Origin of the sequence: Micrococcus sp. CH7 (assembly GCF_001595485.1) — a bacterium.
GTDB lineage: Bacteria > Actinomycetota > Actinomycetes > Actinomycetales > Micrococcaceae > Micrococcus > Micrococcus luteus.
On the sequence record NZ_LOSQ01000008.1, the window covers coordinates 203,101 to 228,602 of the forward strand.

Below are 25,502 nucleotides of genomic sequence, written 5' to 3' on the forward strand. Positions count from 1 at the left end.
GTCAGAGCTCCTTCCGGGTGGCGGCCGCGGGCACCACCGGCAGGGCGCCGGTGGGGACGGTGCCCTCGGGCACGGCGTTGTGCGGGATGAGGTCGCCGTGGATCTCGCTGTCCAGGTCCTCGGCGTAGAGGTTGGACTTGCGGGACCACGGGATCAGGGAGAGCAGGATCGCCAGGGCGACGGAGCCGAGCGCGATGCCCCAGCCGAAGACGCCGAGGAAGTCGCCCGGGTAGCCCTCATAGCCCTCCGCGATCACCTTCATGATCCAGGAGAGCCAGATGTAGGCGAGCACGATCGGCATGAGCACGCCGATCAGCAGCACGTACCCGCGGCCGACCTTGAAGGAGGAGACGGCGTTGAGGTGCGCCGTGATGCGACGGGCCGAGCCCAGCGCACCGGTGACCAGGAGCACCGACAGGAGCGCCGCGCCCACGATGCCGAAGTTGTTGGCGAACGCGTCCATGGTGTCCAGCATCTGCAGGCCCGTGGTGGTGGAGAACAGGGCGAGGGAGACCACCCCGGACAGGCCGATCACCACGATCGTGGCCGTCCAGCGGCCCCAGCCGAGCTTGTCCTTCACGGCGGAGATGACGACCTCGAGGATCGAGATCAGCGAGGTGAAGCCGGCGACCACGAGCGAGCCGAAGAACAGCACGCCGATCAGGGCGCCGAGCGGGGCCTGCGAGATCAGGGTGGGGAAGGCGATGAACGCCAGGCCGATGCCGCTGCCGGCCACCTCGGCCACGGACACGCCGGAGGCCTGCGCCATGAAGCCCAGGGCGGAGAACACGCCGATGCCGGCCAGGATCTCGAAGCCCGAGTTGGAGAAGCCGACCACGAGGCCGGAGCCGGTGAGGTTCGTGCGGCGGTTGAGGTAGGAAGCGTAGGTGATCATGATGCCGAAGCCGACGGACAGCGAGAAGAAGATCTGACCGTAGGCGGCGATCCAGACGCCCGGGTCCGCCAGCGCGGCCCAGTTCGGCGTGAACAGCGCGTCCAGGCCCTGGGCGGCGCCCGGCAGGGTGAGGGCGATGCCGACGAGGATCAGGAACATCACGACGAGCAGCGGGATGCCGACCATCGAGGCCAGGGCCACGCCCCGGCGCACGCCGAAGCCCATGATGAGCAGCGTGATCACCCAGACGGCGAGCATGGGCCAGAAGACGCCCGAGACGACGTCGAAGGACGGGGACGGGTCGTCGGCGACCTGCAGGTAGTCGCCCATGAGGAAGGTCTCCGGGTCGTCGCCCCACCGCTGGTCCACGGAGAACCAGGTGTACATGATCGCCCAGCCGATGATCGCGGCGTAGTAGATCCCGATGACGACGCAGATGAGCACCTGCCACCAGCCGACGGTCTCGGTCCACCGGGACAGGCGCCGGAACGCCAGCGGCGCGGAGCCGCGGAAGCGGTGGCCGATCGCGTAGTCGAAGAACAGCAGCGGGATGCCCGCGGTGAGCAGCGCGATCAGGTAGGGGATGACGAACGCGCCGCCGCCGTTCTCATAGGCGACGTAGGGGAAGCGCCAGATGTTGCCGAGGCCCACGGCGGAGCCGATGGCCGCCAGGATGAAGGCCCACCGGCCGGTGAACTCCTCCCGGGTGCGCTTCGGCGCCGACGCGGGCGCGGAGACGGTGCTGGACATGCAGGACCTCCGGGGGTCGGGAAAACTCGAGTGTGACGGAGGACACAATAGTCGACACGGGCCGTTGCCGGACAGTCCGGTCCGGAATGCGGGCATCAGGCGCGTGGCGCGGCGCCGGCTCAGCCGCCCGGGACGCAGTCCCCCGAAGGGACCGTGGCCGTCATTTCCGGGGCCGCGGCGACGACGGGGGCGATGGTGTCCGCCGTCAGGGCGTAGCCGACGGCGTCCGAGCCCGGGGCCCGGGCGAACACCAGACCGGCCAGGTTCCCGGCCGTGTCCACCACCGGGCCGCCCGAGTAGCCGTGGCGGATGTCCGCCGCGAGGGTGTAGACGTCCACCATGCTCGCGGCACCGGTCAGGACGTCGCCGAGCGGCACCTCGCCGACGGCCTGCACGGTCGCGGGGGTGGAGGCGAACGGGCCGCCGTCGGGATAGCCCAGGACGGAGGCCGACGCGCCGCCCGTCAGCTCGGCGCCGACCGGCATGACGGGCAGGTTCGCGTCGTCGACCGCCAGGACGGCGAGGTCGTGCGCCGTGTCCAGGTGGACGATCCGCGCCGCGTGCACGCCGCGGGCGCGGTCCGTCACGGTGGGGGCGTCCACGCCGAGGACCACGTGCGCGTTCGTGAGCACGCGGTCCGGGGCCACGGCCACGCCCGAGCCGCTCTGCACCTGGCTGCACTGCGCGGCCGTCCCGGTCAGCCGGACGACGGCGGCCGACGCCGAGGAGGCGGCGGGAGTCGAGGGGGCGGCCGTCGACGTCGACGAGGCGGGGGCGGTCGTCGTGGCCGACGGCGCGGCGGCGTCGTCGGGCTCCTCGGGGGTCGCCGAGGCGGACGGGGCGGACGTCGCGGTGTCGGACGGGGAGGAGGCGGCCGAGGGCAGACCCGGCGTCGCGGCCGGGGCCGGGGCGGCGCGGACGCCGTCGTCGGACTCCGGGACGGGGGCGGGCAGCTCGAGCTCCGGCAGCACGTCCAGGTCGGCGACGGCGGAGCGCGAGCGGGCGGCCCAGGCCAGGAGCGAGTCGGGCATCACGGTGTCCAGCGCCGTGATCACCTGCGAGCGGTTCACCTCACGGGTGACCGCGGTGGAGCCGGAGGCCGCGATGGAGAACGCCACGAGCCAGAGGACGAGGGCGCCCGCGAGACCGGCGGCGAGCGCGCCGAGCAGGCGGTCGACGAGTCGCAGGGCCGGCAGGTTCACGCGCAGCCGGATCGCCTCGCCGATGGCGGCGCCCACGTACTGGCCCGCCGCCACGAGCAGGACGAGGGTGGCGATCAGCGCGGCCCACCGCCACTGCGGCGCGGTGACGAACTCCGCCACCTCCGGCAGGGCGTAGAACGCGATCGCGGCACCGCCGACCAGGCCGACGAGGTTGCCCAGCACCACCCACAGGCCGCGACGGTGGCCCTGGACCAGGAGCATCGCGAGCGCGACGATGAGCAGGACGTCCAGCCACGTCAGACCCAGCGGCATGGGCGACCTCCTTCGGATGCGACGGCACCGGCCACGCACGGGGACCGCCCGCGCGCCCGGTGGAGGATCCAGGGTATCGGCCCGCACGGGGGTATGGGGCACAATGGACGCCAGTGAACCGGGCGGCTCCTCCGCCGCGGTGTGAGGAACTGCCCACAGAGAGGACACGCACACATGGATCTCGAGGTTCTGCGGAAGGCTCCGCTGTTCACCAACCTGGACGACGAGGTGTTCGCCATCCTCACCTCGGAGCTGACCGAGGTGGAGCTCTCCCGCGGCGCGTCCGCGTTCCACGAGGGCGACCAGGGCGATCAGCTGTACGTGATCATGTCCGGCAAGATCAAGCTCGGCCGCACCGCTTCGGACGGCCGCGAGAACCTCGTGGCCGTGCTCGGCCCCGGCGAGATCTTCGGCGAGATGGCCCTGTTCAACCCCGCCCCGCGCAACGCCACCGCCACCGCGGTGTCCGCCACGCGCCTGGCCGGTCTGCGCCATGAGAACCTGCGCCGCGCCATCGCCTCGTCGCCGGATGTGTCGGTCCAGCTGCTCCAGGCCCTGGCCCAGCGCCTGTCCAAGACCAACGAGTCCCTGGCGGACCTGGTGTTCTCGGACGTGCCGGGCCGCGTGGCCAAGGCGCTCCTGGACCTCGCGGACCGCTTCGGCCGGCCGGCCGCGGACGGCCTGCTGGTGGCGCACGACCTCACGCAGGAGGAGCTCGCCCAGCTGGTGGGCGCGTCCCGCGAGACCGTGAACAAGGCCCTGGCCGAGTTCGTCCAGCGCGGCTGGATCCGCCTGGAGAACCGCGCCGTGGTCATCCTGGACCTGCAGCGTCTGCGTCAGCGTTCGCGCTGACGCCCCCCGCCCTGCCGTGGAGCGGGCCACCCCGGTCAGTCCCGGGTGGCCCGCTCCACGCGCATCCGGGGGGTGCCGTCGTCGCCGGCCTCGGTGGCCAGATGGTATTCCGGCACGGGACCACGCCGGACACAGGGCGTGACGGAGAGCAGGAAGGCGGCGGCCGTCCGGTGCGCCGCGACCCGACGCACGATCACCTGCGTCAGCGGGGTCGCCACCTGGTCGAAGGGTGCCGTGCCCTCCGCCCCGGCGGGTCCGGGCAGCCGCAGCGGGCCGGCGAGCGCGCGACGCGCGGGCACCCACGCCTGAAGTTCGGGACCGGGTTCCTCGGATGCCGGCGCGGACTGCAGCGGTGGGGTCATCGTGGCGAACACGGCCGTGTCGAAGCGTCGGTGGACGTGGGGCGCGGATCGCCAGCGCATGACGGGGCGCAGCAGGTCGGCGCGCACCCCGAGGCCACGCGCGGCCAGCAGATGGGGCAGACTCTCCGAGCCCTCCTCGAGGGAGCTGCGGCCCCCGCCCCAGGTCTCGATGCGCGCCGTGGACACGACGTCCGTGTCGGAGCGACCGGCGAGGAGCACTCCGGCCTCGTCGTGGAGCTCGCGGACGGCGGCCACCACGTGCTGCCGCGCACGCCGCCGGTCCGTGGTCCCGAACGTGCGGGCCCACTGGGAGGGCTCGGGCCCGTACCACGGGCAGGAGTCGGCGTCGGACTCGAGGAGCGCGCCGCCGGGCAGGCCCACGCGGCCGAGCGGGGTGCGTCCCGCGCGGTGACGGAGGAAGACCTCCGGGCCGTCGTCACCGTCGCGCACGAGCACGACGGACGACGCGGGCCGGGACGGGCGGACCTGGCGGAAGCGCCGGTCCAGCCACTGGCGGGTGAGGTCTTCCTCCTGCCCCGGGACCGGCAGCAGCAGGCCGGCCGGGTCAGCGGACACGGACGGTGATCTCCACCTCGACGGGAGCGTCCATGGGCAGCACGGCCACGCCGACGGCGGAGCGCGCGTGGCGGCCGGCCTCGCCGAAGATCTCGGCCAGCACGTCCGAGGCGCCGTTCACCACGCCGGGCTGACCGGTGAACGCGGGGTCGGAGGCCACGAAGCCGACGACCTTGACGACCTGGGCGACCCGGTCCAGGTCGCCCACCAGCTCGTGCACCGCGGCCACCGCGTTCACGGCGCATGCCCGCGCGAGCTCCTGGGCGCGTTCGGGGGTGACCTCCGCGCCCACCTTGCCGGTGGCGGGCAGGGCGCCGGCCACGAAGGGGAGCTGGCCGGAGGTCAGCACGAGGTCGCCGTCCCGCAGCGCCGGGACGTAGGAGCCGACCGGCGCCGCGACGGCGGGTCGGTCGATGCCGAGCTCCGCGAGGCGGGCCGCGACGGCGCCGTCGCCCCAGGTGGGGGCCGAGGACTGCTCCGTCACGTTCACGCCGCCTTCGGACGCTTGAGGTAGGCCACGGGGTTGTTCCCCTCGGGGCCCGGGATCACCGTGACGAGCTCCCAGCCGTCCTCGCCCCACTGGTCGAGGATCTGCTTGGTCGCGTGGATGAGGAGGGGGATCGTGGCGTACTCCCACTGCGTCTGCTGAGTCATGGGACCCACCCTAGCCACCGGCGCGGACCCCGGAAGAGGTCCCAGGTGCCCGCGCTACACTCGCGCCCATGGCCTCCCGCACGACCCGCTTCCCCGCGCCCTCGAGCGCCCTCGGCCGCCTCCTCGCCTTCGTGGGCCTCTCGGCGGTGGCCGGCCTGCTCGTGGCGGCCCTCCTGCTGCCCGTCGCGGGCCTGGCCGGTGTCGCCGCCGCGTCGGGCCGGGAGATGCTGGACGAGCTGCCGGACGAGCTGCCCACGGAGCCGGTCTCCGTGCCGTCGCGCATCCTCTCGGAGGACGGTGAGGAGATCGCCGTCTTCTACGAGGAGAACCGCACCCCGGTCCCGCTGGACGAGATCTCGGAGCACATGCAGCACGCGATCGTGGCCATCGAGGACGAGCGCTTCTACGATCACGACGGCGTGGACGCGCGCGGCCTCATCCGCGCTGCCGTGAACAACGCCACCTCCGACTCCACGCAGGGCGCCTCCACCCTCACCCAGCAGTTCGTGAACAACATGCTGGTGAACGTGCAGCAGATCCGCGGCGACTCCCGCCTCACCCTCTCCGGCTCCAAGAACATCGCGGACAAGGTCAAGGAGATCAAGCTCGCCGTCGCCGTCGAGGAGCAGATGTCGAAGGACGAGATCCTCGAGGGCTACCTCAACATCGTGCTGTTCTCCGGCCGCGCCTACGGGGTCGAGGCCGCCTCGCAGTACGTGTTCGGCAAGTCCGCCGCCGACCTGGAGAGCTGGGAGGCCGCCACGCTGGCCGGCATGGTCCAGTCCCCCACCCGGTTCAACCCGGCCCGCAATCCGGAGGAGGCCACGGAGCGGCGCAACCTCGTGCTGAACGCGATGAAGGACAACGGCTACCTCTCCCAGGAGGAGTACGACCACGCCGTCGCCCAGCCGATGGAGGTGGTGATGGAGTCCCGCCCCTCGGGCTGCCTCTACGCCAAGTTCGGCGCCTACTTCTGCGACTACGTGGAGCGGCAGATCCTTGCCGACCCCACGTTCGGCCCGGACGTCCAGTCCCGGCAGGCCCTGCTGGACCGCGGCGGACTCACCATCCGCACGACGATCGACTCGACGCTCCAGAAGGAGACCGAGAAGAACCTGCGCGCCTCCGTGCCCAACAACGAGTCGCTGGGCGCCGGCCACGCGCTCACCTCGGTGGAGGCCGGCACCGGCAACATCCGCACCATGGCCCAGAACACCGAGTACGCCATCCAGGACGAGCTCGGCCACACCTCGCTGAACTTCAATGTGGACAAGCAGTGGGGCGGCGGCCAGGGCTTCCAGGCCGGCTCCACGCTCAAGCCCTTCGTGGCCCTGACGTGGCTGCGCAACGGCAACCGCCTGGTCGACTCCGTGGACGCCTCCCGGAACGTCTACCCCACGGGCACGCGCTTCGCGGCCTCGTGCCGCCCGGGCGGCTACACCACGATCGGCGGCACCTGGCAGTTCAAGAACGTGATCCCGAACATGCTGCGGCAGGTGCGCGTGGACGAGGGCCTCTTCTGGTCCGTGAACACCCCGACCGTCGCCACCGCGTACCAGCTGGACCTGTGCGACATCACGAGCCTCACCACCCAGCTGGGCATCACCCGTGCCCTGGACAGCTCCCCGCTGCAGCCGGACGACCCGTCCTTCCTGCTCGGCAAGGACTCGGTGGCCCCGCTCTCCCTGGCCGGCGCGTACGCCGCCATCGCCGCGAACGGCCTGTACTGCGAGCCGCGCGCCATCCTGGAGGTCACGGACACCGCCGGCAACCAGTACGACGTCGCCGACCCGCAGTGCGACCAGGTCATCGACCCGGACCACGTCCGGGAGCTGATGCCGGTCCTGCGCCACATCGGCGGCTTCAACATCGCCGAGGAGGGCGCCGGCTACGAGTTCGGCGGCAAGACGGGCACGAACGACAACGTGTCCTCCACGTGGTTCGTCGGATTCACCAGCAAGCTGGCCACCGCCGTGTGGACCGGCCGCTACAACAACCTGAAGTCCATGACGGGCGAGACCGTCAATGGCGAGGTCCGCAACCCGTTCTACTCGACCTCCATCAACGGCCCGTCCTGGCTCGAGTACAACCAGTTGGCCAAGGAGAAGTTCCCGCCGGGTGAACTGCCCGAGTGGGACGGCCCGCAGTCGGAGGACCCGGGCGAGGCCGGCGAGCACCCGGACGGACGCCAGTTCACCATCGACGACCTGGACCGGGGCGGGCCGCAGCCCCAGGCGGTCCCGGGCTTCTGACCGCGATGCGCCCCGCCGCCTCCCCCGCCCGGCGCATGTTCTGCGCCGCAGCGCCTGCCGCCGCCGGGCTGGCCGCGACGGCGGGCCTCGGCCTGGCCTGGGGCCTCGCCGAGGCTGAGGCCCGGACGGTGCGCACGCACCGACTGGCCGTGCTGCCGGCCGGGTCGGCGCCGCTGCGGGTGCTGCACCTCTCGGACATCCACCTGCTGCCCCGGCACCGGGCCAAGCGGGCGTGGCTGCGCGGATTGGATGCACTCGAGCCGGACCTCGTGGTCAACACGGGTGACAACGTGTCCGCCGCGGCGTCGGTGCCGCTCGTGCTCGACGCGCTCGGGCCGCTGCTGGCGCGGCCCGGCGTGTTCGTGCCCGGCTCCAACGACTACTACGCGCCCAAGGCGGCCAACCCCCTCCGGTACTTCGCGGGCCCCTCGCGCATGGACGCGGACCGGCCCCGGCTTCCCTCCGACGTCCTGTTCGGCGCGTTCCGCGCCGCCGGCTGGGCCGACCTGACGAACCGGGGCGCCGCTCTGGCCGTGCCGACCCGCGCCGGGACCACGCTCGAGGTCCTCGCCGCCGGCACCGACGACCCGCACCTCGGTCTGGACGCCTGGGCCGGCTTCCCCGGCTCCGCGCCCGACGGCGGCGCCGGGCGGCCCGGCGACGACGGGCGGTTCCGGCTGGGCGTCACCCACGCCCCGTACCGCCGCGTGCTGGACGCCATGACCGCCGACGGCGCCGACCTGCTGCTCGCGGGCCACACCCACGGCGGGCAGGTGTGCGTGCCGTTCCTCGGCGCGCTCGTCACCAACTGCGACCTGCCCCGCCGCCAGGCCTCCGGGGTCTCGACGTGGATGGCCGCGGGGCGGACCGTCCCCCTCGAGGTGTCGGCCGGCCTGGGGACCGCGCCGTCCGCGCCCGTGCGGTTCGCGTGCCGGCCCGAGGCCGTGGTGCTGGACCTGGTCCCGCGGGGCTGAGCCGCCTGTCCCGTCCGGGGCCGCGGGTACAGTGGAGCCCCGTGACCCGCGCCACCTCTCCCGCCGCCTCGTCCCTGCGTGACGCCCTGGGCGGGATCGCACCGTACCTCGAGGGCGTGCGGGCGCGCTGGGTGCTCGGGCTCGCCTCGGCCACGGCGGCGGGCCTCGTGGCCCTGGCCATCCCGCAGGTCATCCACCTGCTCGTGGACACCGTGTTCACGCAGACTGTGCTCGCCGGGCCCTCCTCCCCCGACTCCCGCGCGGACGTGTGGCGGGCCGCCGGCCTGCTCACCGTGCTCGGCCTCGCCGAGGCCGCGTTCATCGGCCTGCGCCGGTACTTCATCCTCCCGCCGGCCGCCGGGGTGGAGAACCGGGCGCGCATCGCCCTGTTCGAACGGCTCCAGCGCCTGCCGGTGGCGTTCCACGACGCGTGGCCCTCGGGGCAGCTGCTCTCCCGGGCCCAGGGCGACCTCTCGCTGCTGCGGCGGTGGATCGCGTTCGGCTCGGTCATGCTCGTGGTGGACGTGGTGACCATCGCCGTCGGCCTCGTCCTGCTGTTCCTGCTGTCCTGGCAGCTGGCCCTGCTCTACCTCGCCGCGGCCGTGCCGATCATGTGGGCGTCGTTCGGGTTCCGCAACGACTTCCGCGCCGCGTCCCGGCTCTCCCAGGACCAGGCCGGGGACCTCGCCACGTCCGTCGAGGAGTCGGTGCACGGCATCCGCGTCCTCAAGGCGTTCGGCCGCGGCGCGCACGCCCTCGACGGCTTCCGCGGGCGCGCCCGCACGCTGCAGGGCACCGAGGTGCACAAGGCCTCGGTGCTGGCCCGGTTCATCGCGCTCATCGTGGCCCTGCCGGAGACGGTGCTGGGCCTGGGCCTCGCCCTGGGCCTGTGGCTCGTGGCGACCGGGGAGCTGACGGTGGGCGCGCTCGCCGCCTACTTCGCCACCGCGGCCGTGCTGGCCGGGCCGGTCGAGTCGGTGGGCCAGCTGATGGGCATGACGCTCTCGGCCCGCACGGCGATCGACCGCCACGTGGACGTCCTCGCCACGCCCGTGGACATCGCCTCGCCCACCGGGGAGGCCGCCGTCGTGCCCCCGGCCACCGGCGCGCTCGCGTTCCGCGGGGTGCGCTTCCGCTGGCCGGACGCGGACCCGGGGCGCGGGGAGCGCGACCTGCTCGACGGCGTCGACCTCGAGCTGGTGCCCGGCGAGACGATGGCCCTGGTCGGCGCGACCGGCGCCGGCAAGTCGACGCTGCTGCAGCTGGTCCCCCGGCTGCTCGACGTCACGGCGGGCTCCGTCTGCGTGGACGGGGTGGACGTGCGCCGGATGCCGCTCGAGGAGCTGCGCCGGCGGGTGTCCGTGGCGTTCGAGGACGCCACACTGTTCTCCGCGACCATCCGGCAGAACGTGCTGCTCGGCGCCCCGGCGGACGTGCTCGCGGACGGCCTCCACTCCCCCGCGGCGGACGCCCTGCTCGACCTCGCGCTCGAGACCGCGCAGGCGGGCTTCGTGGCGGACCTGGCGGACGGCGTCGAGACCGAGATCGGCGAGGAGGGCCTCAGCCTCTCCGGCGGACAGCGCCAGCGGATCGCCCTCGCCCGCGCGATCGCGGCGCGCCCGGACGTGCTCGTGCTGGACGACCCCCTCTCCGCCCTCGACGTGCGCACCGAGGAGGCCGTGACCGCGCGCCTGCGCGAGGTCCTCGACGGGACGACCACCCTGATCGTGGCGCACCGTCCCTCCACCGTGGCCCTGGCGGACCGGGTCGCGGTGCTGGCGGACGGGCGGATCGAGGACGTGGGGACGCACCCCGAACTGCTGGCCCGCAGCGCCGTGTACCGGCACATCATCTCGAGCCGACCGGAGGAGCAGGCATGAGCGCCGCCGACGTGAGCCGCGTGCGCGGCGTGGGGGCCGAAGAGGACCTCGACTACACCCGCGCGGAGCGCCGCCACATCCGGCGCCGGTCCTTCCGGCTGCTCGGCGAGCTCGCGCGGCCGGTCCGGGGGACGCTGCTGCTCACCGTGGTCTTCGTGCTCGTGTCCAACGCGGCGCGGGCGGCCGGGCCGCTGATCATCGCCTGGGCGATCGACGCGGAGCTGCCGCGCGTCGTCGAGGCCGTGCGGGCCGGCGAGTCCGTCTGGCCCATCCTCGTCCCCGTGGGCGGGGCGTACGTGGCGGCGGCCCTCGTCTCCGGCGGCCTGCTGGGGGCGTACACGTGGCTCACCGCGCGGGCGAGCCAGGCCATGCTGCTGAGCCTGCGGCTGCGCGTGTTCCGGCACACGCAGCGGCTGAGCCTCGGCTTCCACGAGCGGTACACGTCCGGGCGGGTGATCTCGCGGCAGACCTCGGACCTGGAGGCGCTGCGGGAGCTGCTGGACCAGGGCGTGTCCTCGCTCGTGTCCGGGCTGATGTTCATGTCGTTCACCGCGGCGTCCATCCTGCTGCTGGACCCGCCGTCGTTCCTCGTGCTGCTGGGCGCGGCCGTGCCGGTGGCGATCGTGACGCGCTGGTACCAGGTGCGGTCCGAGGAGGCGTACCGGCGGTCACGGGTGTCCTCGGCGCGGTCGATCGTGCACTTCGTGGAGACCATGACCGGCATCCGCGCGGTCCAGGCCTTCCGGCGGGAACGGGACAACGACGCGCGGTACCGCGACTTGGCCACGGCCTACCGGGACGACATGGTGGCCACGCTCAACCTGTTCGGCATCCTGCAGCCGGTGCTCGTGGCGACGGGCAACCTGACGGTGGCGGCGCTGCTCGTGACCGGGGGCCTGCGCGTGCTCGACGGCGACCTCGAGGTGGGGGTGCTCGTGGCGCTCCTGCTGGCCGGGCGGCGCGTGTTCCAGCCCATGGAGATGGTGGCGATGTTCTACTCGTCGCTGCAGTCCGCGACGGCGGCACTCGAGAAGGTCTCCGGCCTGCTCGAGGAGGAGCCCACCGTGGTGGAGGCCGCCGAGCCCAGGCCGCTGCCCGGGGCCGACGCTCCGGGGACGGGCGTGGCGTCCGGGCGGGTGGAGTTCCGGGACGCGGTGTTCAGCTACGGGCCGGACCGGGTGGTGCTGCCGGAGTTCGACCTCGTGATCCCGGCCGGGCAGACCGTGGCCGTGGTGGGCCAGACGGGTGCGGGCAAGTCGACGCTGGCCAAGCTCATCGCCCGGTTCTACGACGTCTCCACCGGCTCGCTGACGCTGGACGGGGTGGAGCTGCGCGAGCTCAGCCAGGCGGATCTGCGGCGCAACGTGGTGATGGTGACCCAGGAGGCGTTCCTGTTCTCCGGGTCGATCGCGGAGAACATCGCCCTCGGCCGGCCCGACGCCACCGAGGCCGAGATCCAGGCGGCCGCCCGGGCGGTGGGGGCGCACGACTTCATCCTGGGGCTGCCCGAGGGCTACGCGACCGACGTCGCCAAGCGCGGCGGGCGGCTGAGCGCGGGACAGCGGCAGCTCGTGTCGTTCGCGCGGGCGTTCCTCGCGGACCCCGCCGTGCTGATCCTGGACGAGGCGACGTCGTCGCTGGACCTGCCGAGCGAGCGACTCGTGCAGGCCGGGCTGGAGCGGCTGTTGGGGAACCGGACGGCACTGATCATCGCCCACCGGCTCAGCACCGTCGAGACCGCCGACCGGGTGCTCGTGATGCACGACGGCCGGATCGTCGAGGACGGCAGCCCCGCCGAGCTGGTGGCGGCCGACGGGCGGTTCGCGGCGCTGCACCGGGCCTGGGAGGACTCGCTCGCCTGACGGGTGGCGCGCCCGACGCGCTTTCGAACGTGACAGAGGACATATCTCACGTTCGAAAGTGCGGGTCAGGCGTCGAAGGGGCGGCCCGTCAGGCGCTCGTACGCCTCCACGTAGCGGTCGCGGGTCTTGGCCACGACGTCGGCGGGCAGCGCCGGCGGGGCCTCCCCGCTGGTCTTGTCCCAACCGGAGTCGGGGCCCGTGAGCCAGTCGCGGACGAACTGCTTGTCGAAGCTCGCCTGGGGGCGGCCGGGCTCGTAGTCCTCGGCGTCCCAGAACCGGGAGGAGTCCGGGGTGAGGACCTCGTCGCCCAGCACCACCTGGCCGGTGGCCGGGTCCACACCGAACTCGACCTTCGTGTCCGCCAGGATGATGCCGGCCTCGCGGGCGATCGCCTCGGCGCGGGCGTACAGGTCCAGGGTGAGGAACCGCAGGCGCTCGGCGGCCTCGGTGCCCACGCGCTCGACCATCTGCTCGAACGTGATGTTCTCGTCGTGCTCGCCGACCTCGGCCTTCGCGGACGGCGTGAAGATCGGCGGGTCGACCCGCGAGCCGTCCACGAGCCCGGCGGGCAGCGGCAGGCCGGCCACCGTGCCCGACGCGCGGTACTCGGCCAGGCCGGAGCCGGTCAGGTAGCCGCGGGCGATGCACTCCACGGGGAACATGTCCAGGCGCTTGACGATCATCGCCCGCCCGGCCACGGCCGCGGGCACGTCCGCGCTCACCACGTGGTGCTCGACCGGCTCGGCGTGGGCCCCGTTGTAGCCCTCGGCCAGCTTCTCGAACCACCACAGGGTCAACCGGGTGAGGATGGCGCCCTTGTCCGGGATCGGCGGCTCCAGCACGTGGTCGTAGGCGCTGATCCGGTCGGAGGCCACCACGAGCAGCGTCGCGGACCGCCCCGGCTCGGCGTCAGCGGGCTCGTACAGGTCCCGCACCTTGCCCGAGTAGACGTGCCGCCAGCCCGGCAGCTCGAGGGCCTCGGCCCCCGTGAACCCCACGCGCTCCCCGCTCACTTCGCTCCCTCCGTCCCCGGCACGGTGATCTCGCCGCGCTCGGCCTTGAGTCCGATGTCCGTGCGCCACTGGGCGCCGTCGAACCGGATGCGCTCGACGCCCGCGTAGGCGCGCTCGCGCGCTTGGGCCAGGTCCGCCCCGCGCCCGACGACGGCCAGCACCCGGCCGCCCGCCGTCACCACGTCCTCACCGGACACCGCGGTGCCCGCGTGGATCACGTGCACGCCCTCGAGGCCGGCCGCGTCGGCCAGCCCGGTGATCACGTCGCCCTTCGAGGAGGAGGCCGGGTAGCCGGCCGAGGCCATGACCACGTCCACGGCGACGTCGTCGCTCCACTCGAGTCGACGGTCCGCGCCGAGCCGGCCGGCCGCGGCGTCGGCGAGCAGCCCGCCCAGGGGCGTCTCGAGGCGGGCGAGCACGGCCTGGGTCTCGGGGTCGCCGAAGCGCACGTTGAACTCGATGACCTCCACGCCCTCGGCGGTCACGGCCAGGCCGCAGAACAGCACGCCCGTGAACGGGGTGCCGCGGCGGGCCATCTCGGCGAGCACGGGGCGGGCCACGCGGTCCATGACCTCGTCCGTGAAGCCCTCGGGCAGCCACGGCAGCGGCGTGTACGCGCCCATGCCGCCGGTGTTGGGGCCGGCGTCGCCGTCGTGGATGCGCTTGAAGTCCTGGGCGGGGGTGAGGGCGACGGCGGCCTCGCCGTCGCAGATCACGAAGAGGGAGACCTCGGGGCCGTCCAGGAAGTCCTCGATCACCACGGTGCCGCCGGCGGCGAAGCAGGCCTCGGCGTGGGCGAGGGCCTCGGCGCGGTCGGAGGTGACCACGACGCCCTTGCCCGCGGCCAGACCGTCGTCCTTGACGACGTGCGGGGCGCCGAACTCGTCGAGGGCGGCGGCGGCCTCCGCGGCGGTGGTGCACACGCGGGAGCCGGCGGTGGGCACGCCCGCGGCGGCCATGACCTCCTTGGCGAAGGCCTTGGACGCCTCGAGCTGCGCGGCGGCCTGCGAGGGGCCGAACACGGCGAACCCGGCCTCGCGCAGGGCGTCGGAGACGCCGGCGGCCAGCGGGGCCTCGGGTCCGACGACGACGAGGTCGGCCCCCAGCTCGCGCGCGAGCGCCACGACGGCGGCCGGGTCGGTGGCCTCGACGGCGTGGAGGGTGGCGAGGTCGGCCATGCCGGCGTTGCCGGGCGCCGCGTGGAGGGCGCTGACCTGCGGATCACGGGAGAGGGCGGTGAGCAGCGCGTGTTCGCGGCCGCCGTTGCCGAGCACAAGGGTCTTCACGAGCCTGAAGCCTACGCGGTGGCCCTGGCCCGGCCCGGCCCGTGGCCCCTACGGTGGAGCGCATGACGATGCCTCCCCTCCACCACGGTCAGCCCGGCGACGACGGTGACCCCCGTGACCCCCGCCACCGGCCCGGTGCGGGGCTGGGACCCGGGCTCCGGTCGGTCTGGATGTTCGTCGGCGTGATGTTCACGTGCGCCCTGATCGTCTTCTGGACGCTGCGGGGGTTCGGCGTCCAGCGCGGCGACCTCAGCCTGCCCGCCGCGCTCGGCGTGCTGGCGCTGGCCGCCGTCGCCGCGGCGGTGATCACCCGGTACGTGCGGCGCCGCTGAGCAGGGCCGGGCCCTCCAGGGCCGGCCGCCTCGGCCTGCCCGTCAGCGGATGATGCGCCGTCGCCGGGCCTCGTCGACGGCGCGCGTGCGGTTGTCCACCCCGAGCTTCTGGAAGATGTGCACCAGGTGCGTCTTCACGGTGGCCTCGGAGATGAACAGCTCCTTCGCGGCCACCTTGTTCGTGGCGCCCCGCGCGATCAGCTCGAGCAGCTGGATCTCCCGCTCGGACAGCACCTCGGAGCCGCCGGACATGCGCCCCATCAGCGTGGCCGCGACCTGCGGGGCCAGCGCCTTGCGCCCCGCCGCCGCCTGCCGCACCGCCGAGGCGATCTCCTCGCTCGGGGCGTCCTTGAGCAGGTAGCCGGCAGCGCCCGCGTTCACGGCCGCGAGGATGTCCGCCTCCGTGTCGAAGGTCGTCAGGATCAGCACCTGCACCCCCGGCCACCGCTCCCGCACCGCGCGGGTGGCGGTCACGCCGTCCATCCCCGCGCCCATCTGCAGGTCCATCAGCACGACGTCCACCGCGGGCTCGCCCGCCTCCAGGACGCCGATCGCCTCCGCCCCGTCGGCGGCCTCGGCCACCACGCTCAGGTCCGGGTGCGCCTCGACGACGGCCCGCACCCCCGCCCGGACCACGGGGTGGTCGTCCACCAGCATCACCCGCACGCTCATGCGGTCTCCTCGCTCTCGGTCTGCTCGGGATCAGCGCTCCGGCCGGCCCCGGCGGCGGCCAGCGGCACCCGCAGCGCCACCACGGTGCCCTCGCCGGGGGCCGACTCGACGGTGGCCTCGCCGCCCACCGCAGCGAGACGCTCGCGCACGCTCGCCAGCCCCACGCCGGTCCCCGCCCCCGGGTCGGCACCGGCGGCTCCGGCCCGGGGGCGGGCCGCGACGACGGCCGGGTCGAACCCCGCGCCGTCGTCGGCCACGTCCACCGTCAGCTCATCACCGAGGTAGCCCAGCGTGACCCGGGCGCGCCGAGCGCCCGCGTGCGCGCCCACGTTCGCCAGGGAGGCCTGCACGGCTCGCAGCACCGCGGTCTCCACGGCCTCGGCGACCGCGACCGGCTCCCCCACGACCTCGACGTCCGCAGCCACGGGCGTCCCGGCGGCGGCCTGCCGGTCGGCGAACCCGGCGACCGCTCGTTCGAGCGCCTCGATGAGGGACGGTGCCCCGGTGCCGCGCAGGTCGCGGACGAAGCGGCGGGACTCGGCGAGGTTCTCGGCGGCCGTGGCGCGCACGGTCTCCATGCGCTGCCGGGCGAGGGCGGGGTCGGCGGCGTCGAGCGCGTCCTGGGCCGCGCGCGAGACCAGCACGATCGAGGCCAGCCCCTGGGTGAGGGTGTCGTGGATCTCGCGGGCGAGCCGCTCCCGCTCGGCGCTCACCCCCGCCCGGTGCTCGGTGCGCGCGAGCTCGGCCTGCGCGGCGCGCAGCTGCTCGGCCACGGCACGCTGGCGCTCGGACTCGGCGTGCAGGGCGCGGTACGCCCCGGAGAGCACCACGGCCACGGCGGCGCCCACCAGCGGACCAATGACGGCCGGCACCCGCACGCCGCCGGCGCCCGCCGCCATCCCGGCCACCACGACGACGGCCATCGCCACCACCAGCGCGGGCCCGACCACGTGGCGCACCCAGGCCTGCCGGGCCACCCGGTCGACCACGTGCAGGACGACGAAGAAGAGGGGGAAGGCGACCCACGCGAAGTCGCCGTGGTGGGCCACGAGCAGGCCCCACAGCAGCAGCACCAGGGCCAGCCAGGCGACCGCCGGACCGCGGCCGACGTCGTCGCCCCGGGCCCACCGGCGCCGCTCCAGCACGGTCCCGGCCAGGTAGACGCCCGCCAGCGCGGCGGTCAGCAGCACCAGGGTGGTGGCCGGGAACGGACCGGAGGACGCCTCCGGGGACCGGTCCGCGAGCGCGCGCGCCAGCCCCACGGTGAGCAGCGCGGCGAACGTGACGTGCAGGGCCACGCGCAGGCCGGCGAGCACGGCGGTGGTGCCGGTCTCGGCGGCCGCGGGGGGCACGGCGGCGCGGGGTGCGACGGACATGGCTCCACCCTAGGGCGCGCCCCGGACGCGACAGCGGCCCGCGGCCCCGGGGCTGCGCCGCTGAGCCGCCGGGATCAACCATTCGGTTGACCGGGTCCAGCCGCCGCGGGCGATGTGCCGACCCCTCCCCGCGCGAGACCGTGGAGGCAATCTCAGGACAGACCTCTCCCAGGAAAGGACGCGCCCCGTGTTCCTCGCACTCCGCGACCTCCGCTTCGCCACCGGACGGTTCGCCCTCATGGGCTCCGTGGTGGCCCTCATCAGCCTGCTGCTCGTCATGCTCTCCGGCCTCACGGCCGGCCTGGGCGGGCAGAACACCGCCGCGATCGACCGCCTCGGCGAGCAGGGCGTGCAGCGTCTGGTCTTCGGCGGCGCGGCGGGCCAGGAGCCCACCGCGTCGTTCACCCAGTCCGAGTTCACCGTGGCCCAGCGCGACGCGTGGGCGGCCACTCACGGCGTGGCCTCCGTCGAGCCGCTCGGTGTGAGCCAGGGCCGGGCCATCGGCCTCGAGCACCCCGTGGACACGGACCCGCAGGGCCGCGCGGACGTGTCCGGCGAGCCCACCACCGGCGTGGCCACCACCGCGTTCATCGGTCTCACCCCGGGCGGCTCCGACGCGCCGGCCGGCGTCGAGCCCGGGCAGATCGTGCTCAGCCAGGACGTGGCCGACTCCCTCCACGCGCAGGAGGGTGACGCCGTCGCGGTCTCCGGCTTCGTCTACACCGTGGCCGACGTCGTGCCGACCGAGTACTACTCCCACTCCCCCGTGACGTGGCTGGCGCTCGAGGACTGGAACGCCATCTCGCACACCGCCGACGACGCGGTGCTCGGCACCGCCGGCCTGGTGCGCTTCGACGCCGGCGCCGACGTCGACGCCGTGGCCGCCGCCGGTGACGACGCCGCGGGCACCGTCGCCGAGACCGTGAAGGGCTCCTACGCCGCCCTGCCCAGCTACCGGTCCGAGAACGGCTCCCTGATGACCATGCAGGGCTTCCTGTACGGCATCTCGGCGCTCGTGGTGATCGCGTTCCTGTCCATCTGGACGGTGCAGCGCACCCGCGACATCGCGGTGCTCAAGGCCCTCGGCGGCTCGAACGGCTGGGTGCTGAAGGACTCGCTCGCGCAGGCCGCGTTCGTGCTCGTCGGGGGCGTGGCCGTGGGCACCGGGCTGGCCGCCGTGGTCGGCGCGTTCGCGGGGCGGGCCGTCCCGTTCGAGCTCTCGTGGGCCACCACCGCGGTGCCCGCCGCCGGGGTCCTCGTGCTCGGCATGCTCGCCGCCGTCGTCGCGGTCTACCGCGTCACCCGGATCGACCCGCTGGTCGCCCTCGGCGGCAACTGACCGCCTCCGACGACGGCGCCGCCCGGCGCCGTCGTCCCCCTCGGCTCCGCCTCGCCCCCGCCTGGAGAAAGGACCTCCCCATGACCACCCTCACCGCCCCGCAGGCCGACCTCGACGCCCTCCGCACCCCGGCCGCCGCGGCCGCCCACCGCGTCGCCGGCGAGCGCCCCGCCGCCGCGGCCGACGCCACCCCCGCGCTGTCCGTGCGCGACCTCGTGCTGGAGTACCCGGACGGCGAGCGCGGCGTGCTGCGCGCCCTGGACGAGGTGAGCCTGGACCTGCTCCCCGGCACGTTCACCGCGATGGTCGGCCCGTCCGGCTCGGGCAAGTCCTCCCTGCTGGCGGTGGCCGCGGGCCTGGTGACGCCCACCTCCGGCTGCGTGTCCGTGGCCGGCCGCGAGATGGCCGGGCTGTCCCGGAAGGAGCGCACCGCGCTGCGCGGCCAGGAGATCGGCATGATCTTCCAGCAGCCCAACCTCATCCCGTCCCTCACGGCGGCCGAGCAGCTGGAGCTGACCGTGCACCTGGACCGTGACGCCACCCGCGCCGACCGCAGGGCCGCCAAGGCGCGGGCCCTGGAGCTGCTCGAGCGTGTGGACCTGGCCGACCAGGCCGGCAAGCGCCCGCACCAGCTCTCGGGCGGTCAGCGGCAGCGCGTGAACATCGTGCGCGCGCTGATGGCCTCGCCGACGCTGCTGCTCGTGGACGAGCCCACCTCCGCGCTGGACCGCGAGCGCTCGGCCGCCGTCGTGGACCTGCTGGGCACGCTGACCCGCGAGGAGCAGGTGGCGACGCTCATGGTCACGCACGACCACGAATTCCTCTCGGCCACGGACCGCACCCTGACCATGGTGGACGGGCGGCTCTCCGCGGAGTGAGCCGGTGATGCCGCCGGACCTGACCCGGCCCACCGGCCCCGGACGCCCGGCGCGTCCGGGGTCCTCGCTACCCTGGACCGCATGACCCACGCCACCGTCGCCCCCACGGGCGAGACCTTCGCCCTGTCCGACGCCGTCGAGCTCGTGGAGACCGTCCGCAACGGCTTCGTCGAGTCCCGCACGGCGGGCGCCGCCGTCGTGACCGGCCCCGACGGGCGGGTGCTGGCCGCCCTCGGCCCCGCAGACGCGCTGATCTACCCGCGCTCCACGCTGAAGCCGTTCCAGGCCATCGCGTCGCTGCGCCACGGGGCGGCGCTGGAGGGCGAGGCCCTGTCCATCGCGTGCGGCTCGCACCGGGGCACGCTCCGGCACCAGGCGCTGGCCGAGCGCATGCTCGCGGACGCCGGCCTCGACGCGTCCGCCCTGCAGTGCCCGCCGGCCTGGCCCGCGGACACCTCCGAGGTGGTCGCCCAGGTCCGCCGCGACGGCGAGGCCGCCGCCGCCACCCCGCTGGCCTTCAACTGCTCCGGCAAGCACGCCGGCTTCCTCGCGGCCTGCGCGGCGTCCGGGCACGACGTCGCCACGTACCTCGACCCGGCGCACCCGCTGCAGCGCGAGGTGGACGCGGTGATCGCCGAGTACTGCGGCGAGCCGGTGGCCCACACCGGTGTGGACGGCTGTGGCGCCCCGGCCGCCGTCATCACGCTGGCGGGCCTGGCCCGCGGCATCGGGCGGGTCGCCGCGGCGCCCGGCCGCGCCGACGCGGATCCGCACGCGGCCGCCGTCGCCACGGCGATGCTCGAGCACCCGTGGGCCGTCCACGGGGAGACGAGCTCCAACACCGTGGTGATGCGCGAGCTCGGCCTGCTCGCCAAGGTGGGCGCGGACGGCGTCCTCGTCATGGCCGCGCCGGACGGCACGGCCGTGGCCGTCAAGGCGCTCGACGGCGGCACGCGGGCCGGCGACCTGGTCGCGCTCGCGCTGCTGGCCCGGTTCGCCCCGGACCACGTGGACCGGGCGACGCTGCCGGGCGTGCTGGCCGCCGTCGTGCCCCCGGTGCTCGGCCGGGGCGAGCCGGTCGGCGAGATCCGCCTGGCCGCGCCGGTGCGGGACCTCGTGGGGGACGTCCTGCCGGCCTTCGAGGCGCGGGCGTGACCACCGGCTCCGTCCCGCGCCGCCGGGTGCCTGTCGTCGAGGGCCACGCGGCGCTGCTGGCGTGGGCACGCGCCCACGCGGAGGACCCCGCGGCGGCCGCCGCGCTGCCGCGCCCCACGCGGGCGACGGCGGTGCGCTTCGCGCTCGAGGAGCTGGCGACCCGCGTGCCCGGGAACTCGGTGGAGGTGCGCGTGCCGCCCTTCGGCGTCGCCCAGTGCCTCCCCGGGCCCCGGCACACACGCGGCACCCCGCCCAACGTCGTGGAGATGGACGCCGTGACATGGCTGTCCCTGGCCACGGGGCTGACGACCTGGGAGGACGCGACGGCGGCCGGCGGCGTGCGCGCCTCGGGCGTGCGGGCCGACCTCGGCGCGCACCTGCCGCTCGTGCGGCCGTGAGCGAGGGGTGTCCGGCAGTCCTCTCGACGGCGCCGACCGTTCGAACGTCGGCACCGTTCCTCGTCGCGGGATGCAGCTCTGCCGGTCCCACCCCGGACACCCGGGACTGGCCCCAGCGGCCGACTCGATAGACTGGCGCGCATGACCTCCGCCCCCGAGCCGACCCCCGATCAGCGCGCCTACACCGTCCGTCGCGCCCCGCGGCTGACCGCGGTGCTCGCGGTGGCGCTCGCGCTCGGCCTGCTGATCGCCCTCGTGATCACCACCGCGGTCCATGCCTCCCCCACCCCGCCCGCGGACCCGTACTCCGGCATCCCGCTCTCCTTCTCGGAGACGTTCGGCTTCGCGGCCCTGCTGAGCATGCTCGGCACCGGCGTGCTCGGACTGCTCGTGTGGCTGCTGCTGGACCGCCGCTCCCGGTCGACCGCGCGCACCGTGGTCCTCGAGCGCACCGACGACCCGGCCATGGCGGACGTCCGCCTGGACCGCGTGGACGCGGGTGCCCCGCCCGCCCGCACCACCCCCACCGAAAGGACCCCCGAGCAGTGATCGCACCGCGCACCCGACGAGGCGACGGCCGCCTGACCGCCGCCCTCGACCCCCAGGACCAGGGGCCGCAGGACGAATGCGGCGTGTTCGGCGTGTGGGCGCCGGGAGAGGAGGTCGCGAAGCTGGCCTACTACGGCCTGTACGCCCTCCAGCACCGCGGCCAGGAGTCCGCGGGCATCGCCGTCTCGGACGGCGGGCGCATCGCCGTCTACAAGGACATCGGCCTGGTCTCCCAGGTGTTCGACGAGGCCACCCTGACCGCGCTGAGCGGCCACATCGCCGTCGGCCACTGCCGCTACTCCACCACCGGCGTGAACAAGTGGGCCAACGCCCAGCCCACCCTGGGCGCCACCGCCGACGACGGCACGGTCGCCCTGGCGCACAACGGCAACCTCGTGAACTCCGCCGAGCTGCTGCGCATGGTGCACGCCGCGGACGGCCGCCACACCCACGGTGAGATGAAGCAGGGCAACACCACGGACACCGCCCTGGTCACGGCCCTGCTGCACGGCACCCCCGGGGACCGCCTCGAGGAGACCGCCCTCGAGCTGCTGCCGAAGATCCGCGGCGCCTACTGCTTCGTGTTCATGGACGAGCACACCCTCTACGCCGCCCGCGACCCGCAGGGCGTGCGCCCGCTCGTGCTCGGCCGCCTCGAGCGCGGCTGGGTGGTGGCCTCCGAGCAGTCGGCCCTCGCCACCGTCGGCGCCTCCTTCATCCGGGAGGTCGAGCCCGGCGAGATGATCGCGATCGACGAGGAGGGCATCCGCTCCACCCGCTTCGCCGAGTCCAAGCCGGCCGGCTGCGTGTTCGAGTACGTCTACCTCGCCCGGCCGGACGCCACGATCGCCGGGCGCTCCGTGTACGAGTCCCGCGTGGAGATGGGCCGCCGCCTCGCGCTCGAGCAGCCGGTCGGGGCCGACGTCGTGATCCCCGTGCCCGAGTCCGGCACGCCCGCCGCCGTGGGCTACGCGGACGCCTCGGGCCTGCCGTTCCGCCAGGGCTTCGTGAAGAACGCGTACGTGGGCCGCACCTTCATCCAGCCGTCCCAGACGCTGCGCCAGCTCGGCATCCGCCTCAAGCTCAACGTCCAGTCCACCGTGGTGGCCGGCAAGCGCGTCGTGGTGGTGGACGACTCGATCGTGCGCGGCAACACCCAGCGCGCCGTCGTGCGGATGCTCAAGGAGGCCGGCGCTGCCGAAGTGCACGTGAAGATCTCCTCCCCTCCCGTGAAGTGGCCCTGCTTCTACGGCATCGACTTCGCCACCCGCGCCGAGCTCATCGCCAACGGCGCCGCGGTGGACCAGATCGCCGCATCCATCGGCGCCGACTCGCTGGCCTACATCAGCGAGGAGGGCATGATCGAGGCCACCGGGCAGCCGCGCGAACGCCTGTGCACCGCCTGCTTCACCGGCGACTACCCGATCCCGCTGGCCGACGAGGGCGAGCGCGGCAAGGGCCTGCTGGAGCCGGTCGCCGTGTCGCCCGCGTCCACCGTGGTGCTGGACGTGGACGGCGAGACCACCACCGTGACCGCCACGGGCTGCGAGCCCGGCCCGGACGCCGACGACGAGAAGCTGCTCACCGAGACGGACAGGACCCCGCTGTGACCCCGAACCAGACCCCCTCCTCCGCCACCCCCATCACCTACGCCTCGGCCGGCGTCGACGTGGAGGCCGGCGACCGCGCCGTCGAGCTGATGAAGGACGCCGTGAAGGCCACCCACACCCCCGAGGTCCTGGGCGGCATCGGCGGCTTCGCCGGCATGTGGGACGCCTCCGCGCTGCTGCAGTACCGCAAGCCGCTGCTGACCACGTCCACGGACGGCGTCGGCACCAAGGTGGCGATCGCACAGGCGATGGACAAGCACGACACCATCGGCCAGGACCTCGTGGGCATGGTCGTGGACGACATCGTGGTGGTCGGCGCCCAGCCCCTGTTCATGACCGACTACATCGCGTGCGGCAAGGTCGTGCCCGAGCGCATCGCGGACATCGTGCGCGGCGTGGCCGAGGGCTGCCGCCTGGCCGACACCGCGCTCGTGGGCGGCGAGACCGCCGAGCACCCGGGCCTGCTGGCCGCGGACGAGTACGACGTGGCGGGCGCGGCCACCGGCGTGGTCGAGGCGGACATGGTCCTGGGCGCGGAGCGGGTGCAGTCCGGCGACGTCGTGATCGGCATGGCCTCCTCCGGCATCCACTCGAATGGCTACTCGCTCGTGCGCCGCGTGGTGAACGCCGCGGGCTGGTCCCTGGACCGCGAGGTCACCGAGCTCGGCTGCACCCTCGGCGAGGAGCTGCTCGTGCCGACCCGCATCTACTCCCGCGCCTGCCTCGACCTGGTGCAGCGCCTCAACGGGCACGACGGCGGGTCGGACCTGCCGGTGCGCGCCTTCAGCCACGTGACCGGCGGCGGCCTGGCCGCGAACCTGGCGCGCGTGCTCCCCCAGGGCCTCATGGCGACCGTCGAGCGCGACACCTGGTCCCTGCCGCCCGTGTTCCGCCTGGTGGGCGAGCTCGGCCGCGTTCCGCAGTCCGACCTCGAGCGCACCCTCAACCTCGGCGTGGGCATGGTGGCCGTGGTGGACCCGGAGGTGGCCGCGAAGTCGATCTCCGTGCTCGTGGACGCCGGCATCGACGCGTGGGAGATGGGCACCATCGGCGCCCTCACCGACGACGCGGCGGCCGCCGGCCTGGACTTCGTGCAGGGCGCCAAGGGCGTCGACGGCGGCGCCGTGCTGATGCGCGGCCAGTACGCCGCCTGACCCCCACGGGGGCGTTTTCGTTCGGGAAACGGCGGACTCCGGAGCGTTTTCGTTCGGGAAACGGCGGTTCACGACGCGAACACCCGCCCGCCGAGCCGGGCCCGGTGCGCCTGCACCTCGGCGACGACGCGCCGGAAGTCGTCCCGCGCGTCGTCCACCGTGGCCCAGATCTGCGTCCAGCCCGCGCGCGCCCACCCCTCGTCCCGCCACGCGTCCACGGCGACCTGTGCCGGGTCGAGGTGGTGACCGCCGTCGTAGTGGACCACCACGCGCCACTGCCGCCACCCCAGATCCGCGTCCGGCGACCGCGCCCGGCCCGGGTGCAGCACCAGCTGGAGCTCCGGCTCGGGCAGGCCGGCGTGGACCAGGGCCAGTCGCAGGGCTGTCTCCTGCGGGGAGTCCGCGCCCACCCGCACCAGCTCGAGGGCGGCACGGGCGGTGCGCACTCCCTTGAACCGCCCGGCACGCAGGAGCGCGGACCGCAGGGCCGCCGTCGTGGTCCGTGGTGAGCGGCGCCCCTCCGGCGACCACGGCCGGTGGACGAGAGCGTCCCCGGCCGCCACGACGGGCACGAGCATGCCTGGACGGAGCAGTGCGGCCAGATCCGCCCAGGATCGCTCCAGGCTCGTCAGGCGGATCCCGTGGAGGACGGTCACATCCGCGGCCGGGACGAGGCGGGCATGCGAGGTGATCTCTGGGCGGACGCTCGCCCCGCGCGGGTGCGGCCGTGACACGTGCACCGTGCCGTCCTCCGCCAGGAACGGCGGCAGCGGCACGCGGTGCAGGAGCAGCGCCGTGAGGTGGGAGGCCACTCCCCCGCTCGCCTCCACGACCGCGGCCGTCTCCTCCGGCGCGAAGGGAGCGGGCGCCTCGGCGTAACCGAGATCCGCCCACGAGCCGAGGTGGTCAGTCCGGAGCCGATGGACCCCATGCGTCACGCGCCGCACGTCACCGCCGCGGACCAGTCGCTCCGAGACCCCGGCCGCGCGCAGGTCGCCACGGGTGAACGGCCGGCCGGTCTCGACGATGTCCGGCAGGGGCAGGGAAGACGTGGCCATGCCCGTGACGATGGCTCAACCCGGCCTATCCCGCCCGCTCAGGAGCACCCACCGTGGACGACGACACCGGCGGCGCCACCTGTGCAGGAGTCGTGCGTGGCCCCGGGCCACCCGGTGTCCACACCCCCGGCGCCCGCCGTTTCCCGCACG

Annotated in this window: 23 protein-coding genes; 13 read left to right on the forward strand and 10 right to left on the reverse strand. The window is 74.4% G+C overall.

Going from position 1 to position 25,502, the window contains the following annotated elements; translation table 11 throughout:
* Position 1 precedes the first annotated feature (1 nt).
* Together AUV08_RS04370 and AUV08_RS04375 are read right to left on the reverse strand one after the other, a co-directional pair.
* Positions 2–1,645 (reverse strand): sodium-dependent transporter, encoded by a 1,644-nt coding sequence (locus AUV08_RS04370; protein ID WP_041103987.1) that lies wholly within the window; start codon positions 1,643–1,645, stop codon positions 2–4.
* Between the two features lie 119 nt (positions 1,646–1,764).
* Positions 1,765–3,120, reverse strand: a complete 1,356-nt coding sequence (locus AUV08_RS04375; RefSeq protein WP_041103985.1) for a MarP family serine protease — start codon at positions 3,118–3,120, stop codon at positions 1,765–1,767.
* A 174-nt stretch (positions 3,121–3,294) separates the two neighbouring features.
* Between AUV08_RS04375 and AUV08_RS04380 the strand changes: the two genes are divergently transcribed.
* Complete coding sequence (locus AUV08_RS04380; protein WP_002854021.1) at positions 3,295–3,972, forward strand: Crp/Fnr family transcriptional regulator; 678 nt, start codon at positions 3,295–3,297, stop codon at positions 3,970–3,972.
* A gap of 35 nt (positions 3,973–4,007) precedes the next feature.
* Here the strand turns inward: AUV08_RS04380 and AUV08_RS04385 are convergent, their stop codons facing one another.
* The 3 genes from AUV08_RS04385 to AUV08_RS11925 are packed head-to-tail and all read right to left on the reverse strand — an operon-like array spanning position 4,008 to position 5,564.
* The gene (locus tag AUV08_RS04385; protein WP_061867653.1) at positions 4,008–4,910 is read right to left on the reverse strand and encodes a hypothetical protein; all 903 of its coding nucleotides are present in this window, start codon (positions 4,908–4,910) and stop codon (positions 4,008–4,010) included.
* A complete protein-coding gene (locus AUV08_RS04390) occupies positions 4,900–5,400 on the reverse strand; it encodes a RidA family protein (protein ID WP_020628330.1) in 501 nt (166 codons plus the stop codon). The genes AUV08_RS04385 and AUV08_RS04390 overlap by 11 nt, the downstream gene beginning before the upstream one ends.
* Positions 5,397–5,564, reverse strand: a complete 168-nt coding sequence (locus AUV08_RS11925) for a DUF4177 domain-containing protein (protein ID WP_010080276.1) — start codon at positions 5,562–5,564, stop codon at positions 5,397–5,399. The genes AUV08_RS04390 and AUV08_RS11925 overlap by 4 nt, the downstream gene beginning before the upstream one ends.
* Before the next feature lie 68 nt (positions 5,565–5,632).
* Here AUV08_RS11925 and AUV08_RS04395 point away from each other — a divergent pair, with 68 nt between their 5' ends.
* The 4 genes from AUV08_RS04395 to AUV08_RS04410 are packed head-to-tail and all read left to right on the forward strand — an operon-like array spanning position 5,633 to position 12,532.
* Positions 5,633–7,816 carry a transglycosylase domain-containing protein gene (locus AUV08_RS04395; RefSeq protein WP_061867652.1) on the forward strand — a complete coding sequence of 728 codons (2,184 nt, stop codon included), beginning with the start codon at positions 5,633–5,635 and terminating at the stop codon, positions 7,814–7,816.
* A 5-nt stretch (positions 7,817–7,821) separates the two neighbouring features.
* Positions 7,822–8,790, forward strand: coding sequence for a metallophosphoesterase (locus tag AUV08_RS04400; RefSeq protein WP_044658869.1), 969 nt, complete (start codon positions 7,822–7,824; stop codon positions 8,788–8,790).
* 41 nt (positions 8,791–8,831) lie between these two features.
* Positions 8,832–10,670: an ABC transporter ATP-binding protein gene (locus tag AUV08_RS04405; protein ID WP_036314269.1), complete on the forward strand. Its 1,839-nt coding sequence runs from the start codon at positions 8,832–8,834 to the stop codon at positions 10,668–10,670.
* Positions 10,667–12,532 carry an ABC transporter ATP-binding protein gene (locus tag AUV08_RS04410; protein ID WP_061873113.1) on the forward strand — a complete coding sequence of 622 codons (1,866 nt, stop codon included), beginning with the start codon at positions 10,667–10,669 and terminating at the stop codon, positions 12,530–12,532. Before AUV08_RS04405 ends, AUV08_RS04410 begins: the two co-directional genes overlap by 4 nt.
* Positions 12,533–12,597: 65 nt before the next feature.
* Here the strand turns inward: AUV08_RS04410 and AUV08_RS04415 are convergent, their stop codons facing one another.
* Positions 12,598–13,545 carry a phosphoribosylaminoimidazolesuccinocarboxamide synthase gene (locus AUV08_RS04415; protein ID WP_049146822.1) on the reverse strand — a complete coding sequence of 316 codons (948 nt, stop codon included), beginning with the start codon at positions 13,543–13,545 and terminating at the stop codon, positions 12,598–12,600.
* On the reverse strand, positions 13,542–14,831 hold the full coding sequence (gene purD, locus AUV08_RS04420; protein ID WP_036314263.1) for a phosphoribosylamine--glycine ligase: 1,290 nt from the start codon (positions 14,829–14,831) through the stop codon (positions 13,542–13,544). Before purD ends, AUV08_RS04415 begins: the two co-directional genes overlap by 4 nt.
* Before the next feature lie 62 nt (positions 14,832–14,893).
* On the opposite strand from purD, the gene AUV08_RS04425 reads away from it, so the two are divergent.
* Positions 14,894–15,163, forward strand: coding sequence for a hypothetical protein (locus AUV08_RS04425; RefSeq protein WP_036314260.1), 270 nt, complete (start codon positions 14,894–14,896; stop codon positions 15,161–15,163).
* A gap of 42 nt (positions 15,164–15,205) precedes the next feature.
* On the opposite strand, the gene AUV08_RS04430 is transcribed toward AUV08_RS04425, so the two are convergent.
* Together AUV08_RS04430 and AUV08_RS04435 are read right to left on the reverse strand one after the other, a co-directional pair.
* On the reverse strand, positions 15,206–15,835 hold the full coding sequence (locus tag AUV08_RS04430) for a response regulator transcription factor (RefSeq protein ID WP_020624423.1): 630 nt from the start codon (positions 15,833–15,835) through the stop codon (positions 15,206–15,208).
* Positions 15,832–17,211, reverse strand: a complete 1,380-nt coding sequence (locus AUV08_RS04435) for a sensor histidine kinase (protein ID WP_052520068.1) — start codon at positions 17,209–17,211, stop codon at positions 15,832–15,834. Before AUV08_RS04435 ends, AUV08_RS04430 begins: the two co-directional genes overlap by 4 nt.
* Positions 17,212–17,398: 187 nt before the next feature.
* Here AUV08_RS04435 and AUV08_RS04440 point away from each other — a divergent pair, with 187 nt between their 5' ends.
* The 7 genes from AUV08_RS04440 to purM all read left to right on the forward strand — a co-directional run bounded on the left by AUV08_RS04440 (position 17,399) and on the right by purM (position 24,294).
* Positions 17,399–18,550, forward strand: a complete 1,152-nt coding sequence (locus AUV08_RS04440; protein WP_041103973.1) for an ABC transporter permease — start codon at positions 17,399–17,401, stop codon at positions 18,548–18,550.
* A gap of 80 nt (positions 18,551–18,630) precedes the next feature.
* Positions 18,631–19,428 (forward strand): ABC transporter ATP-binding protein, encoded by a 798-nt coding sequence (locus AUV08_RS04445; protein ID WP_041103971.1) that lies wholly within the window; start codon positions 18,631–18,633, stop codon positions 19,426–19,428.
* An 81-nt stretch (positions 19,429–19,509) separates the two neighbouring features.
* Positions 19,510–20,583 (forward strand): asparaginase, encoded by a 1,074-nt coding sequence (locus AUV08_RS04450; RefSeq protein ID WP_061867650.1) that lies wholly within the window; start codon positions 19,510–19,512, stop codon positions 20,581–20,583.
* Positions 20,580–20,981 carry a sterol carrier family protein gene (locus AUV08_RS04455; protein ID WP_061867649.1) on the forward strand — a complete coding sequence of 134 codons (402 nt, stop codon included), beginning with the start codon at positions 20,580–20,582 and terminating at the stop codon, positions 20,979–20,981. The genes AUV08_RS04450 and AUV08_RS04455 overlap by 4 nt, the downstream gene beginning before the upstream one ends.
* A gap of 141 nt (positions 20,982–21,122) precedes the next feature.
* Positions 21,123–21,530, forward strand: a complete 408-nt coding sequence (locus AUV08_RS04460; protein ID WP_061867648.1) for a hypothetical protein — start codon at positions 21,123–21,125, stop codon at positions 21,528–21,530.
* A complete protein-coding gene (gene purF / locus AUV08_RS04465; RefSeq protein ID WP_061867647.1) occupies positions 21,527–23,140 on the forward strand; it encodes an amidophosphoribosyltransferase in 1,614 nt (537 codons plus the stop codon). The genes AUV08_RS04460 and purF overlap by 4 nt, the downstream gene beginning before the upstream one ends.
* Positions 23,137–24,294 carry a phosphoribosylformylglycinamidine cyclo-ligase gene (purM, locus tag AUV08_RS04470; protein ID WP_061867646.1) on the forward strand — a complete coding sequence of 386 codons (1,158 nt, stop codon included), beginning with the start codon at positions 23,137–23,139 and terminating at the stop codon, positions 24,292–24,294. Before purF ends, purM begins: the two co-directional genes overlap by 4 nt.
* A gap of 68 nt (positions 24,295–24,362) precedes the next feature.
* On the opposite strand, the gene AUV08_RS04475 is transcribed toward purM, so the two are convergent.
* Positions 24,363–25,352, reverse strand: a complete 990-nt coding sequence (locus AUV08_RS04475; protein ID WP_061867645.1) for a type IV toxin-antitoxin system AbiEi family antitoxin domain-containing protein — start codon at positions 25,350–25,352, stop codon at positions 24,363–24,365.
* Positions 25,353–25,502 lie beyond the last annotated feature (150 nt).